Genomic DNA, 16,096 nt, shown 5'->3' on the forward strand with positions numbered 1-16,096 from the left:
CGTTCCGGCAGCGATGCAGCCAGGCAAGCCACGAAAACAGCACTACGAGTATGAAAAGCTTGGCTCGTGTGCGCTGCTGGCGGCAATCGAACCGCTGACTGGCAAGCGCCTGGCGCAGGTACACCCACAGCGCACCAAACGAGAGTACACGCTGTTTTGCCAAGCACTTGCCGCCCAGTATCCAAACGCGATCAAGATCCGACTGGTACAGGACAATCTCAACACCCACAACGCCAGTGCCTTCTATGAGCATTTACCGGCTGAAGATGCGTTTGCCTTAGCAGAGCGTTTCGAGTTCATCTACACACCCAAGTCGGCCTCCTGGCTCAATATGATCGAGTGCGAGTTCGCAGTGATCTCGCGCCTCTGCCTCAACAGGCGCATTCCATCGATCCAGACCTTGGGCCGGGAGGTGTTGGCCTTGTTCAACGAGCGCAGCGCCAAGGCGATCAAGATCAACTGGCAGTTCTCCATCCAGGCCGCTCGAACCAAGCTCAATAGCCACTACACCAAAGTCCATCCCGAGAATGAAAAATACAAGGAAACTTAGTTTACGGACTAATGAGTGTGGCACCGATTGTAACTCAATTGTCGCGGAAAACGTGGTTATTGCAGACGTACAACACTGATTATCATAACCACCTGGTCCGCTACAGACCCCTGTCTCCGGTAGTTTCAGCTCCACCCGACGAGCAGCTTCCCAATCGCCACACAATGCCGCCGTTACCGAACGCACCTGTTCATAGCCGGTCAAGAGCAAAAACGTAGGTGCTCGACCGTAACTTTTCATTCCCACAATGAAGACATCTGGTTCAGGATGGTGCAATTCGGTAAAACCATGTGGTGGAACTGTACCGCAACTATGCAGATTGGGGTCGATCAGCGGGGCCAGAGCCACCGGTGCCTCAACAACGGGATCCAGCGCCAGGCGCAATTCGCGCATGATTGTCAGATCAGGCCGAAAACCGGTACAGACAATAATCTCGTCAACCGGTGGGAGGGTTCGCTCGCCATCACTCACCACCAGTCCATCATCGGTCTGTAGTACCTGCTCGGTCTGCCAGCCGGTAACCATTGTCACCCGTCCCTCCGCAATGAGTGACCGTATCTGCATCCCTAATCGACCACGTGCAACCAGGGCATCAGCTTCACCACCGCCAAAAATACGCTCGAGGTTTGTTGCATTACGTCGTACTACCCAGATGATCTGTGTTGCCGGTGCAGTGACACTCAGAGTTACCAGATCGAGTAGGGTATTGAACGCCGAATGACCACTGCCGGCAACCAACACCCGACGGTTGGCGTAGCGTGAGCGGAGGCGGCCTAAAATGTCAGGAATACCGTAGAAGATATGATCGGCTACTCTGCGTTCGCCAATGGCCGGAACTCCGGCTGCTCCCAGCGGATTGGGTGAAAGGTACGTGCCAGAAGCGTCGATAACTGCACGTGCCAATAAGAGCGACTCCTGACCTGCATCATCAACTAGGGTCAATTGAAACGGTACCGCCTGCCGATCACGGCCACGTTGCCGGTCATGACCACGGCGTGCAACCGCCACAACTCGCTGGCGATAACGTATGGAAGAGGCCAGCTCAGGTAGGGCAGCCAAAGGTGCAAGATAATGGGTAACGAGTTCGGCGCCGGTCGGAAATGTATCGGATGGCGGCATCTGCCAGCCAGCAGCCGACAATAAACGATGAGCTGCTGTATCAACACAATAGCGCCACGGGGTAAACATCTGCACATGGCCCCAGCGTAAGACGGCTGCACCAGCCTCAGCACCAGCTTCCAGCACCACAAATGGCTCGCTTCGTTCGGCAAGATGGGCCGCAGCGGCTAACCCGACCGGTCCGGCGCCGATGATTGCGATAGGGAAAGTCATACCTGCTCCTTTCAGAAACATATTGAAAAGTATCGATATACTAACGATAAAAAAACAACCTCCTCAACTCGACTCACGCCTCGCCAAGCTGATCGAAGAAAGTATGAATCATCGCCCGAACACGAGCTAGCGCCTCGCGGTGAATTGCGTAATAGATCCACTGTCCACGCCGTTCACCCTCGATCAATCCACCGTCGCGTAATAAACGCAGGTGATGAGAAACGGTCGGCTGTTTTACGGGGAGCGCTGCTTCGAGATCACAAACGCAGACGTGACCGGCATGACGTGCCAGAATAGCAAGGATGCGCAGACGTATCGGATGAGCAAGTAAGGATAAGGTCTCGGCAAGGTGGGTTACCTCACTCTCGGTCAGTGGTTCATCGATGAATGGCGTGCAGCATCCTACCCTGAGCTTCACACTATCCTGATCGGTGTTTTGTGCAACCATTTGTCCTCTCGGTGATCAGCGATTCTGCCGATCAATGTAGCAGATATATTGAAGATTGTCAATATATGAAGTGCCACGAATAGGGAGTTTCAGATTTCTCAACTTGCCCTGAAAGAGGGGAAGAAGCGAGAAAAGAACAATGATACCAACGTTCCAGTGTAACTGTAGGGGTTGGTTCTCCCCTGGTCACCCTTACTGGGAGCGATAGTGTGTTGATGTGCCAAACAATAGTTGCCATGCGCCTGGTTAACTGCGATGCGTCATTGGGAGGTTGATTACGCGCTCAATAACCGTTTGTGAAGCCTGTTCCTCAAGCCTTCAAGGACGCTTAATATTTTCTTAACCAACGACGATCAGTCAAAGTGTTACAATAGTCAGGGTTATGCAATTGCGCTTTGCCGATTAATTGCAAGACATCTGTGACAACACATGCGGTATCTGCGCTTGCTTATCTACAGTTTTATTGTCTTATCACTCGCTGCGTGTGGTTCAATGCCCGCCGCACAACCGACGAACATCTCTTTGCCAACACCAACGCCTACACCACAGTTGACTCGGTCAACAGCAATTTCACTCCCGGCGATTGATTTCGGTCAGCTTCGTGGTGAAATTAAAATCGATGGCTCCAGTACTGTCTTTCCAATTACTGAGCAGGTCGCTGTAGCCTTTAGCCAGCTTGCCCCTGATGTAGCCGTACGCTTAGGGGTCAGTGGCACCGGTGGCGGCTTTACTCGTTTTTGTGCTGGCGAGACCGATATTTCCAATGCTTCCCGTCCGATCAAGCAGCGCGAGATGGACGCATGTGCCGCCCAGGGTATCGCCTTTATCGAATTGCCGGTAGCGTTCGATGGGTTGTCGGTCGTAGTAAATCCACAGAATGATTGGGTACAATGTCTGACCGTAGCCGAGCTTCAGCGTATATGGGCGCCGGAAGCGCAGGGTAACATCACGCGCTGGAATCAGATACGACCGGAATGGCCCGATGAACCGTTGCACCTGTACGGTGCTGGTGTTGACTCCGGAACGTATGATTACTTTACCTCAGCCATTGTTGGTGTGGAAGGTGTGAGCCGTAGCGATTACACGGCCAGTGAGGACGATTATCTGCTCGCTCAAGACGTTGCAGCCGACCGGTTAGGATTAGGATTCTTCGGCTATGCCTACTATGTTGAGTATTCCCAGCAGCTACGGGCTGTGGCAATCGACAATGGGAATGGCTGCGTTGCACCAACACTAGAAACGATAACAGATGGTCGTTATCAGCCACTGTCTCGGCCGCTGTTTATTTATGTGCGCGCCGATAGGGCGAGTCGGCCGCACGTGCAGGCCTTCGTCCAAATGTATCTACAAAACGGCGCCGTGTTTGCGCAACAGGCGTTGTACACGCCTTTACCTGAGGCCGTATACCAACTGGCCTTACGTCGGTTTGAACGGCGGATAACCGGTTCGGTATTTACCGGCGGATCGCAGGTTGGCCTGTCGATAGAGCAATTGTTGCAGTTAGAGGATCGTTAGCGATGCGTTTTCCGATCCGAGCTAAATTGCTAGGCGCTCTAGCCATCGACTTGATCTTGATGATGGTCCTCGGCTATTTTGCCGTTCATCAGATGGCTACGATGAACGAACGGGCTGTCTTTATTGAACGCCATACAATCCCGTCGCTCGATACGGTGGGCGATATGACAACCGCCATTAACCGTTATCGCGCTCGCCAACTGGAATTTCTCATCTACACTAACAGTGGTGATCGTAACCGTATTCTCGACCAGATGCGAGCGATAGAATCTGAGATGAGCGGTTATTTCCTGACGTATCGCTCATTGATCGGCTCTCCACGTGAACAAGAGCAATTAGATGCGGTTGAAGCGGCCTGGAGCGAGGTGGTCAAGGCGAATCACGAGCGCTTCATTCCAGCCGTTCGTCTGGTGAGTGATGGTAGCGTTCAACCATTTTATTCACGGATGAATCCGGCGTATGATGCGCTCGATCAGGCGATGGCCGGGTTAGTACAAGAGAATCAGCGGCAGGCGCGCGCATCCCTCGACGTAGTTGCTGCAAGTTATGATACAGCGCGTACATTTATTATGTTCGATACCGTCGTTGCGATTATTATTTCGGCTGCAATTGGGTTGGTTCTCTCGGCGCGTATTGCCCGTCGTCTACGACGCCTGGTGGAAGCAACAAACCGGGTTTCGGCCGGTAACTTCGTAGGTTCTATTAATGAGCAGATCCGTGACGAGATCGGCGATCTGGCGCGGGCATTTGATCAGATGCTCGCTAGCCTTCGTCACCAGCGTAGTGAACTAGAAGATCGCAACCGCGCTTTGCAAGAAAGTCTTGCCCGACAGGCTCAATTGATGGAAGAGATTGTCCGCGGCAAGCAGGCTGAAGCCGAAGCAGAACGTGCTCGCGCCGCAGCAGAAGCAGCCAGTCAGGCCAAGAGTGCTTTTCTGGCTACGATGAGCCACGAACTACGGACTCCGCTCAATGCGATCCTCGGCTATGCTCAGCTATTACACCTCAGCAAATCGGTAGCCGAACCTAATGCGCAATACCTGGAACGAATTCTGGCTTCCGGGCGACATTTACTGACGCTAATTAGTGATGTTCTCGACTTTGCAAAAATTGAACAGGGTGCACTTGAATTGGAGTACAGTCAGGTACATATCCCAACACTGGTTGATGAGCTGGTTGCGATGACACTGCCGCTGGCGCAGCGTCATCATAACCAGGTTCAGGCATATTGTCCTGCCGAAATTGACACTATCGAGACAGATGGTCGTCGTTTACGTCAGGTTTTAATCAATTTGCTCGGCAATGCTGCCAAGTTTACCGAAAACGGAACGATCCGACTCGAAGTAACATCTGTACAGCACGGCGATGTGGCCGGTATTCAGTTCGCGGTGATCGATACCGGGATCGGTATTCCACGCGATAAACAAGACAAACTTTTTCAACCGTTCAGCCAGATCGACTCATCGGTTACCCGGCGCTATGAGGGTACTGGTCTTGGTCTGGCATTGAGCAAGCAGATTGTGCAGGCTCTTGGTGGCACTATCGCAGTGGAAAGTGATGTGGGTGTTGGATCAACATTTACCGTCTGGATCCCAACCAGGCCTGTTTCTGCGGTTAACTCCTCATCGTTGGCATCGAAACTACCTCTTGTTGGAGAACCGGCATGAGCTTCATTCTCGTCGTTGATGATAATCTGGACAATCGCAATATTATCGGTCAGATGTTAAGCTTCAGCGGTTTCAAGGTCGAACTCGCTGCCGATGCATACACCGCAATCAAACTCGCCAAACAGCATCGGCCAGCGCTGATCCTGATGGACCTGTCGATGCCTGGCCTCGATGGCTGGACAGCGACTGAATATATCAAACGTGATCCCGAACTTGCCCGGATTCCGGTAGTTGCAGTGAGTGGTCACGTGACACGAAACGATATTGAACGTGCGCGTCAGTCGGGTTGTGCCGAGTTCCTGTCTAAACCAATCGAGTATGAACATTTGATTGCGGTCGCTCGTCGGTATGTACAGTGATACCGTAACGTCGTTGTGGTATCATGGTGGTATGGAGGCTAGACTGCTCCCATTCATAACCTGTCCCTACCACCCTACGGCGACGTTAGAGGTAGCGCAAATTGATCAAATGACCGATAGTACGATCATTACCGGTCATCTGCGTTGTTCGTTCTGTGACGTGGTGTATCCAATAATAAACGGCATTCTCGATGTGATTGGGAAACGCCAACCAGCAAGTATAGCCCAGATAGTGAATGACTTACCGCCAGCAGCCTGGGCTTACGAACGAACCTGGCGACCGCTGTCACTGAGTTTGCTCACCGGGGAGTACTTCCCGCTTAACCGTGAACTCCACCTCATCACCGGTCTGGCCGGTGCCGAACGGGGTGGGCTGATGATTGATGTTGGCTGCAGCAATGGCCTGTACGCACGTGCTTTAGAACAGGTACGTCGTCAAAGCAATGCGAGTGGCTTCGTTGTCGGGGTTGATCTGAGCATGGCCATGCTCGACGAAGCACAACGGCGGGCCCGTCGTGATGGGTTATCGATAAGCTTTGTGCGGGCCAGCGCTCAATCCTTACCCTTTGCTGATGCTACTGTCGATGTGCTGGTCATGGGAGGTACGCTCAACGAAATCGGCGATATACCGGCTGCACTGACCGAATGGCGACGCCTGCTCCGTTCTGGTGGTCGAGGCGTCATGATGAGTCTGGTGCGGGCAACCACGCGACCCGGACAGATACTGCAACAGCTCCTGGCAACGGGCGGTCTCCAATTTCCAAGTCTAGCCGAACTCAATCAGTACTTTGCTGCTGCCGGTCTTCAGCTCCGCGCTCAGTGGCAGTATGGCGTTGTAGTGTTCAGTGTGCTGCAATAGAAGCGAGGGTCTTGCAACGTTGTTTTTGTCTGGTAGTGAAATGGAGAAGTGAGAGGGTATAGATTCGGTTAGGAACTGCCTCTTTCCGCATTTGACGAGATGGCGTGGTTGTGATATATTCTTCAGTGCCGCATGGTGCCTGTAGCTCAATGGCAGAGCGCCTGACTGTGGATCAGGAAGTTGTGGGTTCGAGCCCCATCAGGCACCCCACACGATTGGAAAGCCGGGGATAGACCCGGCTTTTATCGTGTTTAGGGTATGGAACGTAAAACCGTCATTTCGCTTGTCTATGGTAGAGTCGTCTTGATGGACTCTATCTCATACCTTACTCCAGAGGAGACAGGGGCTTGTGTAGTGAGTGGTTCACACGGTGGCCTCAGCTCGGCGCGTTATGCCCTTACCGTCACACTGGCTGGCGTGGTCTTCAACGATGCCGGTAAAGGGAAAGATGATGCCGGTATTACCGGGTTATACTTGCTCGATACAGTGCATATGCCCGCTATTGCCGTTGCCCACACGAGTGCTCGGATCGGAGACGCTGCCGACACCTGCGACCATGGAATTGTCAGTGCCATCAACCAGGCAGCAGCCGCACGCGGAGTACGGATAGCCATGTCGGTACAAGAAGCTGTCATGCACTTGTTGCGCCCCCCTGTATAATAGGAGTATCGCACTGTACTATGATACACATCTCTGACAAAGTTTTTACTGTATACGAGTTGCAGAGCTGCTGTTCGTGCGCTATACTCAGCAATAGTCAGGTAAATTGTACGTAGAGCTATGGCGACAGATAGGTGGAACGTGGATCTCGTTCGTGCTCATGTCTTTATCTCCGGTCGCGTACAGGGCGTTAGCTTTCGAGCGTATACGCGCGATCGAGCGCGTGAGGCGCAGGTCAAAGGATGGGTACGCAACCTGAGCGATGGTCGCGTGGAGGCAGTCTTTGAAGGACCACGACCAGCCGTTCAAAAGCTTATTAGCTGGTGCTACAGCGGCCCCAGTCAAGCGCAAGTCGAGCGAGTTGAGGTTCACTGGGAAGAACCAACCGGCAAAGAGGGCGTATTCTCCATCGTTTGGTAAAGCCCGACGTCGTAGGACGACGCATAGACCGCCTGCTAAACGCATGCGTCGGCGCCAACACACGCTCGACCCTACTTCTGCAAACTCAACAGCAACAGTTTTACGGCACGAAAGGACACCTATGGGCGTTAAACCATGGAAACTGATTACCAGCGCCCTCATCAGTATTGGCATTATCATACTGGCTATTCTCAACCGCCACTGGATCGTTGAAGCGTTCAGTCTTCTCAATGAAGCAAAGCACGGTTGGCTATTTGCGGCTTTGGTGCTGATTGCGCTTAGCTATCTGATGAGTGCGCAGGTCTTTAATGTTGTCCTCCGTTCGCTCGGTTACCGCATGAATCTCCTCCGTCTGTGGGCAACAGCCCTGACGGCCATTATTATCAGTCAGTCGGTGCCTGCCGGTGGGGTTGGAAGCTATGCGTTTCTCATAAGTAATTTTAACCGGCGTGGTATTCGGGCCGGTGAGTCGGCTCTATTGGCTTCACTCGAAACCCTCAGTTATGTGATGGCAATGCTGCTAATCTTTTCGTTTAGCCTGGGCTACTTTGCATGGCGTGGGCTTGAAGCAACTGGTGCCAGTTATATTGCTGGATTCGTTGGTCTTTCCGTCATTGGTATCGCAATCTTTGTTTTGACCCGCAGTGAGCAAACATTGCACCAATGGCTTTACGGCCTACAGCAGGGAATAGGACGTCTGTTTGGCCGTCGGTGGAGCAGCACCTGGATTGATCGGATTGTCGGTGACCTGTCGCGTGGTCGAAGCCTCTTGATCCATCGTCGCCGTGATGTATTCTTGCTGGTGCTGATCCAGTTGACTGCGCTTAGTGGTCACAGTCTAGCGATGCTGCTGGTCTTGCACGCCCTAGGTACCGATGTCAGCTTCGCGGTCGTCTTGTCTGCCTTTGGTGTGGCATTGGTTACATCAACGTTCAATGTACTCCCAGGCGGTGGTGGCACGGTTGAAGCTGCCTTGGTAGCCGTGTTGAGCCAGATGGGAGTAGGTCCAGCCGCAGTGCCGGCTGCTATTATTTTTCGACTTTTTAATTACTGGCTGGCTGCACCACTTGCGGCTGTCTGCTATCACTGGTTAATGCACGAACCGGTAACTCCCCTAGTGAGTAGCAAAGTACGCACCGGCTCACTGAACGCACCGTCGCATGATTAGAACGCTGCTCCCAGTGAGGCACAATTTGGTGGGGGAAAGATGAATAAGGGCGTTGTCGAAAATCTACGACGGGTTGAACTGTTCAGCGGTCTGAGCGACGAGGAATTGTTGCAGATTGCTACAATCTGTAAGGTACGCCGCATCGGTGCTGAGCAAGCGGTCTTCCGCGAAGGAGATGACGGCGACGAGCTGTTTATCATTCACGAGGGCTGTGTACGGATTATGATCAATACCCGTACATCGGAGGGGAGGTTCGCGCCTTCAACGATTAATCTCCTTTACAAAGGGCAGAGTTTTGGTGAGATGGTGCTGCTCGGTGGTGCTACCCGCTCAGCAACGGTTGTTTGCGTTGATCCATGTGTTTTACTGGTGATCAACGAGCGTGATTTCGCTACGTTGTGTGAACGAAACCCTCGCATTGGCTATCTGGTCATGCGCAATATGGCGGCCGATCTCGCTTACAAACTTCGCTCATCGAACTTGCTACTACGCGGGAATATCCGCTGGCAACAGGGTGAATTAGGAAAACACTGACTCGCCAGCGTTATGCCATTGGCTTGCGGAGTGATAACCAGATGCGCCGCAAGCCGTGTTGCGCAGCATAACGCCATAATGCCTGCTGGAGCATTCGACGATCAGCTTCCGCTGGTACCCGAACTGCTGCGCCGCGACGATAGCGCTCGGTGGTGTAAGCAGTTGCGATACCACGTATCGTTGCGGCATGTTCAGGCAAGATACCCGCTAGACGTTGGGCATATTCTTGTGGCGTTTCCGACAGTTGCTGCTCTAGTCCGGCCAGTCGGGCCAGCCACGCCATTTCGGCGTATGCTGCGGCTGCCAGACGAAGACCCCGCAATTCATGCCTGAGCCACCACTGCCACCCAAACAATATCAAACCAATACTCAGCGGGATCGCTAGCATCACCAGGAGCCAGCCGACCGGTGTTCCACCAGAACGGGCTAGTGGGTTGTTCAGCGATGATGAAGTAGCAGCTCCACCGATTGCACTACTGGCAATCGAGTTATCATCAAGCTCCTCAAACCGACCCGGATCGAGGCCAGCCCCCCCGACACTACTCGTAACCCCTTCGTCTTCGGCGCCAAAGATTGGCTGTAGTGGACGCTGCGGAAGTGACGTATAACTGGCTGCCGTTGGCTCGAATCGCTCCCAGCCGATACCAGGAAAGTACACTTCTGGCCAGCTGTGAGCGACATTTTCGCGCACAATATACACCCCCTGATCAGGATCAAAATCACCGCTAGCGTAACCGCGTACCCAACGTGCCGGCACACCGATTGAACGCAACATAACAACCATTGCAGAGGCAAAATAGTCGCAGTAACCGGACCGTTGCTCGAAGAGGAACCAGTCTACCAGATCAACATTCGCTGGCGGGGGTGGAATGTCCTCGCTGTAGGTAAACCGACGCAAATAATCTTGAATAGCGACAGCCTGATCGTATGGTGTTTCAGCATCGGCAGCCGCAATGACTCGCGCAGCCTCTGCCCGTACCCGTGCCGGCAGCGTATCGGGTAATTGCAGATAGCGTTCGCGAACCCAGGTTGGGTAATCTCTACCGGCCTGACGCAGACTCTGGACATCGGCCACTGAAGCCAGGACGGTCACGGTATAGGTTGTCTCGGCCCACAATGGTGTCAACGCAGTAATGAGTGACACATCGTCATAAACCGGCGCTACTCTACCGTTTTCATCACGAACAACAAGGTGTTCAACTCGCGTCGGCAGACTCAACTGTAATGGCGCCCCTCCAAATACTATCAGGTCATCATTCCGTTCTTGTGCCAGCGTGATCGTCTGGGTAATGAGCTGCCGTGCCCGCCGCTCAGTGAGTGGTAGGGTCTCACCGGCAGCAAGCGGTGTACGTGCCTGTTCGGCAGTAGCAACACCCAATGCTGAACGAGCTAGCTCACCGGTCGTGTTCGACCAACCCGATCCATCGTACCGATCAAATGCAACTGCTCGCCAATATTCAGGACGTGACGAGCGCACCGTCATAACGAGATCGAAACCCGGTGCCCGTGAACCACCAAGAGGTGCGACTCTGGCCGTAAACGAAATGCTTCCGGCTCCGGGCGGAGCGTTGATCGTGCTGAAGGCATCTTCCCATGCGGCCCGTGCAATGCGAAACGGCGACCGCAGCATCTCCCATGTCTGTGCTGCCCGATCAGTGGGAATATCGGCAGGTAAGAGTGCAGTACACGCAATCAAGACCACACCAACGACCGTCGCTGCCCACATCGCACGCAAAGGTAACAGGTCAGGATAACTCATCTGCCGGGTTTCCCAAACCAACCGGCGCTGCATCACATGGTGATACACCAGCAATAGTAACGCGCTGGCGATCAAAACGAGAGCCTCTGTATCGGGTTTGGGCAACACATATGTGTAATTAACGAGAAATACTGCGGCGTTGGCAACAATCAGTAGCCACGGTCGCTGCTGGCGAAACACGGCCCAAACGGTTGCGTAGACCAGCCACCAGCAGAGAAAGGCTAATGCAACCACAAACAAAACGATGTCTTCACCACGACCACCACTGGCGAGCACGCGAACCCAGCCGCTGATCCGAATAATCAGTTCAACGGCGCGGTCACGCCAACTGACGAGTCGTTCATCGAGCAGTGGGCCGACCTGCTGGACGATCCAGACCCAGGCGAAAACCAGCGCTACGATATGAGCACTCCAGCTCGGTAAGCGTTGCCAGCTTACCAGCACCAACCCAACCACTAGGGCAAATGCACCTATCGACGGTAAAATCGATAACCCACCAGCCCAGCCAGATATAGCCAGACTACGGATGACAGCACCAGTCAGGAGTACAATCAAGCCGACGCCCGGCAACATCCACCAGACACGAGTGAGACTAATTAAAGTTGGCGGAGCTGGTTGGTTCATCCTACCCTAATGTCTCAGCCATTCGCGGAAACGCACGTAGCGTATTCTGCCAGAGCTGTGGTGCCAATTCTGCTAACGACAGACCGCGCAGATCGGCCAGTTTCTGCGCAATATATACCAGCCGACTCGGTTCATTCCGCTGCCCTCGATGCGGATGCGGGCTAAGGTATGGACTGTCAGTCTCAATCAACAGACGCTCTAGCGGTGCTTGTTGCACGACCTCATGAAGCGCTGCTGATTTTGGAAACGTGAGAGGTCCTGAGAATGAAAGGTAGAAACCCAGTTCCAGGCACTCCTGAGCCGCGGTCCAGTCTCCTGAGAATGAGTGCATCACGCCCGGACCACGTGCAGCATCGCGTAAGACCGCAATAGTTTCGGGCATTGCCTCACGTGAGTGAATCACAACCGGCAACCCTAGCTCAGCGGCCAGGGCTAGTTGCGCCCGAAACGCCTTCTCTTGTTCACTGGGTGGCGATTTCATCCAGTAGTAATCAAGACCAATCTCGCCAATTGCCACGACTTTTGGATGGGTAGCGAGCCTGCGAATCTGGTCGATCCAGTCTGACGGTAAATCATGCAGATGATTAGGCTGAATCCCAACGACTGCAAAAATGGCCGGATGCGCATTCGCCAGCGCTACGGCTGCATGACTCGAGGCTAAATCGTAGCCGATCTCAACCATAGCGGCGATACCGGCTTCTATAGCCCGTTCAATCACCGCTCTGCGGTCTTCATTAAACTGCTCTGAAGCAAGATGGAGATGTGTGTCAATTAAAGGTTGTGTTGATTTCATAGGCATTCCACACCATTGTAGCATACATGCCCATTTGTCGTCAGAACTATTATAACGGTAGGGAGGATTTTTAGTGTATAGGTTTCGGGTCATCTTTGATGTTAGAATGGTACGAACGAACATCACGCACCCGCTTCCAACGATTCCTGACTCATGAATTCACCTGCTCGTGCAGGTCTCCTGGTTCGAGAAAGAGAAACGCAGAAGGAACGGATTCTTTCTCGCTCTCTAGTGGGAGAGTAAGGGCGTTAGGAGAAGGTGAGGGGGTTTCCTGCTAAGAGTGCTACGTTCCACGTAAACCGGTCGGTTGGCGCGTCTCCCCAGTTCCTCTCGACGTCACGGGGGAAAAGGGAAGAGTCTCTGGTCATTCAGGACCGTCCGAGAGTTCTTGTCGCGGGTTGTACGACATGGATGCCCAACATTGTTGCTCCACTCACTCTTGTGATATGTATCACAATTTTTTGAACCATTCTGAACCTTCTACATTTTTACTGACCCTTCTACATTGAATGATACCTGCAAAAAGCCGAACCTTCAGCGGTTGACAAAAAAACAGAATCGGGCTATAACAATAAGCGTGGTGCAAACGTGAGGTTTATCACAAACAGGGTGACAATACGGGTGTAACCTCGGCTAAAACAGGTAGAACAACATATCGCTTCGATAAATCATACATCTACCGGAAACCATGGTATCATTCTATTAACACCATAATCTTCACTCCTGACGAAGTCGTCACCGACGGTTAAGCTAAGAAAGCTTTAGTTCAGCGGCACCAAATGGGTGTCGTGTTGTCGTGTGGTTATTGTTTAATTCAAATGAAAGAAGGTCTGGCGCTTATGAACCTGCTTGGCCTACCCATCCTGTCACTGTTGCTCTGGCTACCGGCGCTTGGTGCCCTAGTAATTTTGTTGCAACCGCGAGGACGTTCTACGCTGCATCGCTGGACAGCAATGAGTGCAGCGTTAGCAACCCTTGTCGTTGCCGGAACCGTTATTGTCCTGTTTTATACCGGTCCTTATGGACCTGCATCCGGTGTCGTTGTTGGCCCTCCGTTGCAATTTGTCGACTCGGTGGCCTGGTTGCCTGCATTTGGTGCCAATTACTTGATAGGTGTTGATGGTATTAATCTGTGGCTGGTCGGTCTGACTGCGTTCCTGGCCCCATTTGCTGTAGCCGCAACCTGGCAACGTCAGACACGTAGCCTGCGCTTGCTGCTCGTGTTGCTCCTGTTGGCAGAAACTACTTTCCTGGGGGTATTCCTCGCCCAGGATATGCTGCTCTTCTACGTCTTTTATGAACTGGCATTAATCCCGATTGTTTTCCTCGTCGGAGTGTGGGGTAGCCATGGTCGAGCTGCGGCCGCATTGAAGCTGTTCCTGTATACGTTCGGCGGATCGTTGTTAATGCTGCTGGCTATTATCGGTCTGCACCTCTTGCATCGTAATGCAGTAGCCGTCATCGATCCGACCTACACCGGTACATTTGCCCTCAACCAAATTGTGGCCGATATGCGTTCGGGCCTCTTTACGCTCGATCCGCTGGTCGCACGGCTCCTGTTCGGTGCGTTTTTCCTCGCCTTTGCCATTAAGTTGGCACTCTGGCCATTCCACACCTGGCTGCCTGATGCGTATAGCGTTGCGCCAACACCGGTAGCAATTATGCTGGCCGGGTTGATGGCGAAATTCGGTGTGTATGGCTTTATCCGCTTTAATATAACGCTTTTCCCAGAGGTTGCCTCTTGGGCAGCGCCAGGGATTGCGGTTCTGGCCGTTATCGGCATTGTGTACGGAGCGCTCATCGCCTTTACCCAGCGCGACTTGCAACGCATGATTGCGTATGCCTCGATTAGTCATATGAACTTTATCGTGTTGGGCATACTGGCTTTGAATACCATTGCGATGAATGGTGCTCTGCTCCAGATGGTATCGCACGGTATCGTCACCGCAGCACTGCTGATCATCGTCGCTGTTATCGAGGAGCGCCGCGAGAGTCGTGAACTTGGTTCATTTGGCGGTCTATGGCAGGTGACACCCATCTACGCCGGTTTTACCTTGCTTGCACTTCTGGCAATGGCCGGTCTGCCTGGTTTAAGCGGCTTTGTCGGTGAGTTTACGATGTTGCAGGGTATCTTTACCTCACCACTGCTCGGTTGGCCTTTTGCGGTGGGTGCGGTGATTGGCATAATCCTGGCAGCAGTGTATGCTCTGCGCGTATTCCGCGTAGCCTTCATGGGTGAAGTGCGTAATACGGTGAACTTTGATTTGCCAGATTTGCAACGTCGCGAACTGATAACACTGGGTGGGTTGACGCTGGTTATCATTGCCCTGGGATTGTTCCCGAATGTCTTGCTGAGTGGAACTTCCGGTTCAGTGCAAGGGCTAGTTGAAGCGATAACACCAGCCGTCCAGGCAGCAGCTCGATTCAATGGCTGGTAGAGCGAGCGAGAACGCCGCTTACGAGGGCAACTTGCTGAAAGAGCGGGTTGCCCTCGTTGTGTTTCCAGCGCTGTTCAAGGCTATTCCTGCACGGCAGCGGCAGTAGGCAGAGTGAGGCGGGCAAGGGATGGGTAGGTTCCTAACCCGTCTGTGGTGCGCGTTCTGTTGTCTCCCATACTACCTGAAGCGGCCCGGCGGCTTGCGTACCCAGGGGGGGCAGGCCCGAGGCAGGCCGGCGGCCCGCGTATCCAGGGGGGGCAGGCATGAGGCAGGCCGGCGGCCCGCGTACCCAGGCGTGCAGGCCCGAAGCGGCCCGGAGGCCCGCGTACCCAGGGGGGCAGGCCCGAGGCGGGCCGGAGGCCCGCGTACCCAGGGGGGCAGGCCCGAGGCGGGCCGGAGGCCCGCGTACCCAGGCGTGCAGGCCCGAAGCGGCCCGGAGGCCCGCGTACCCAGGGGGGCAGGTGCAAGGCGGACCGGAGGCCCGTGTACCCAGGGGGGCAGGCCCGAGGCGGGCCGGAGGCCCGTGTACCCAGGGGGGCAAGCCCGAGGCAGGCCGGAGGCCCGCGTACCCAGGGGGGCAGGCATGAGGCAGGCCGGCGGCCCACGTACCCAGGGGGGCAGGCCCGAGGCGGGCCGGAGGCCCGTGTACCCAGAGGGGCAGGCCCGAGGCGGGCCGAAGGCTTGCGTACCCAGGGGAGCAGGCCCGAGGCGGGCCGGAGGCCCGTGTGCCCAGGGGGGCAGGTGCAAGGCGGACCGGAGGCCCGTGTACCCAGGGGGGCAAGCCCGAGGCAGGCCGGAGGCCCGCGTACCCAGGGGGCAGGCATGAGGCAGGCCGGCGGCCCACGTACCCAGGGGGGCAGGCCCGAGGCGGGCCGGAGGCCCGCGTACCCAGGGGGCAGGCCCGAGGCGGGCCGGAGGCCCGCGTACCCAGGGGGCAGGCCCGAGGCGGGCCGGAGGCTTGCGTACCTAG

General features: G+C 54.4%; 13 protein-coding genes, 1 tRNA gene and 1 pseudogene. 11 read left to right on the plus strand and 4 right to left on the minus strand.

The annotated features are described in order from the left end of the window. Positions 1-13: 13 nt before the first annotated feature. Positions 14-376: pseudogene (locus JE47_RS22585) on the plus strand (transposase); the annotation flags it as partial. On the opposite strand, the gene JE47_RS0115690 reads toward JE47_RS22585, so the two are convergent. Continuing rightward, positions 278-1,882 (minus strand): FAD-dependent oxidoreductase, encoded by a 1,605-nt coding sequence (locus JE47_RS0115690; protein ID WP_236631255.1) that lies wholly within the window; start codon positions 1,880-1,882, stop codon positions 278-280. The pseudogene JE47_RS22585 and the gene JE47_RS0115690 sit on opposite strands and share 99 nt — an antisense overlap. A 73-nt stretch (positions 1,883-1,955) precedes the next feature. Next, a complete protein-coding gene (locus JE47_RS0115695; protein WP_035419660.1) occupies positions 1,956-2,330 on the minus strand; it encodes an ArsR/SmtB family transcription factor in 375 nt (124 codons plus the stop codon). Positions 2,331-2,759: 429 nt separating this feature from the next. On the opposite strand from JE47_RS0115695, the gene JE47_RS0115700 reads away from it, so the two are divergent. From JE47_RS0115700 to JE47_RS0115740, 9 genes are all read left to right on the plus strand, one after another. After that, on the plus strand, positions 2,760-3,845 hold the full coding sequence (locus tag JE47_RS0115700) for a PstS family phosphate ABC transporter substrate-binding protein (RefSeq protein ID WP_031460665.1): 1,086 nt from the start codon (positions 2,760-2,762) through the stop codon (positions 3,843-3,845). A 2-nt stretch (positions 3,846-3,847) separates the two neighbouring features. Beyond that, positions 3,848-5,512 carry a sensor histidine kinase gene (locus JE47_RS0115705; RefSeq protein ID WP_031460666.1) on the plus strand — a complete coding sequence of 555 codons (1,665 nt, stop codon included), beginning with the start codon at positions 3,848-3,850 and terminating at the stop codon, positions 5,510-5,512. Next, complete coding sequence (locus JE47_RS0115710) at positions 5,509-5,871, plus strand: response regulator (RefSeq protein WP_031460667.1); 363 nt, start codon at positions 5,509-5,511, stop codon at positions 5,869-5,871. The genes JE47_RS0115705 and JE47_RS0115710 overlap by 4 nt, the downstream gene beginning before the upstream one ends. 31 nt (positions 5,872-5,902) lie before the next feature. Further along, entirely contained in the window at positions 5,903-6,730 is an 828-nt protein-coding gene (locus JE47_RS0115715; protein ID WP_031460668.1) for a methyltransferase domain-containing protein, read from the plus strand. A 135-nt stretch (positions 6,731-6,865) separates the two neighbouring features. Continuing rightward, positions 6,866-6,940, plus strand: a tRNA-His gene (locus JE47_RS0115720). A 48-nt stretch (positions 6,941-6,988) separates the two neighbouring features. After that, complete coding sequence (locus JE47_RS0115725; RefSeq protein WP_031460669.1) at positions 6,989-7,390, plus strand: hypothetical protein; 402 nt, start codon at positions 6,989-6,991, stop codon at positions 7,388-7,390. Between the two features lie 141 nt (positions 7,391-7,531). Continuing rightward, positions 7,532-7,810: an acylphosphatase gene (locus tag JE47_RS0115730; RefSeq protein ID WP_081910054.1), complete on the plus strand. Its 279-nt coding sequence runs from the start codon at positions 7,532-7,534 to the stop codon at positions 7,808-7,810. 121 nt (positions 7,811-7,931) lie between these two features. Continuing rightward, on the plus strand, positions 7,932-8,978 hold the full coding sequence (locus tag JE47_RS0115735; RefSeq protein ID WP_031460671.1) for a lysylphosphatidylglycerol synthase transmembrane domain-containing protein: 1,047 nt from the start codon (positions 7,932-7,934) through the stop codon (positions 8,976-8,978). A 39-nt stretch (positions 8,979-9,017) separates the two neighbouring features. Continuing rightward, positions 9,018-9,512 carry a cyclic nucleotide-binding domain-containing protein gene (locus JE47_RS0115740; RefSeq protein WP_031460672.1) on the plus strand — a complete coding sequence of 165 codons (495 nt, stop codon included), beginning with the start codon at positions 9,018-9,020 and terminating at the stop codon, positions 9,510-9,512. 10 nt (positions 9,513-9,522) lie between these two features. Here the strand turns inward: JE47_RS0115740 and JE47_RS0115745 are convergent, their stop codons facing one another. Both JE47_RS0115745 and JE47_RS0115750 read right to left on the minus strand, forming a co-directional pair. Continuing rightward, positions 9,523-11,895: a transglutaminase TgpA family protein gene (locus JE47_RS0115745; protein WP_031460673.1), complete on the minus strand. Its 2,373-nt coding sequence runs from the start codon at positions 11,893-11,895 to the stop codon at positions 9,523-9,525. A gap of 1 nt (position 11,896) precedes the next feature. Then, on the minus strand, positions 11,897-12,688 hold the full coding sequence (locus tag JE47_RS0115750; protein ID WP_031460674.1) for a TatD family hydrolase: 792 nt from the start codon (positions 12,686-12,688) through the stop codon (positions 11,897-11,899). Positions 12,689-13,527: 839 nt separating this feature from the next. Between JE47_RS0115750 and JE47_RS0115755 the strand changes: the two genes are divergently transcribed. Next, complete coding sequence (locus JE47_RS0115755; RefSeq protein WP_031460675.1) at positions 13,528-15,126, plus strand: complex I subunit 4 family protein; 1,599 nt, start codon at positions 13,528-13,530, stop codon at positions 15,124-15,126. The last annotated feature ends 970 nt before the right edge of the window (positions 15,127-16,096 follow it).

This window comes from Chloroflexus sp. MS-G, assembly GCF_000735195.1.
Classification (GTDB): Bacteria; Chloroflexota; Chloroflexia; order Chloroflexales; family Chloroflexaceae; genus Chloroflexus.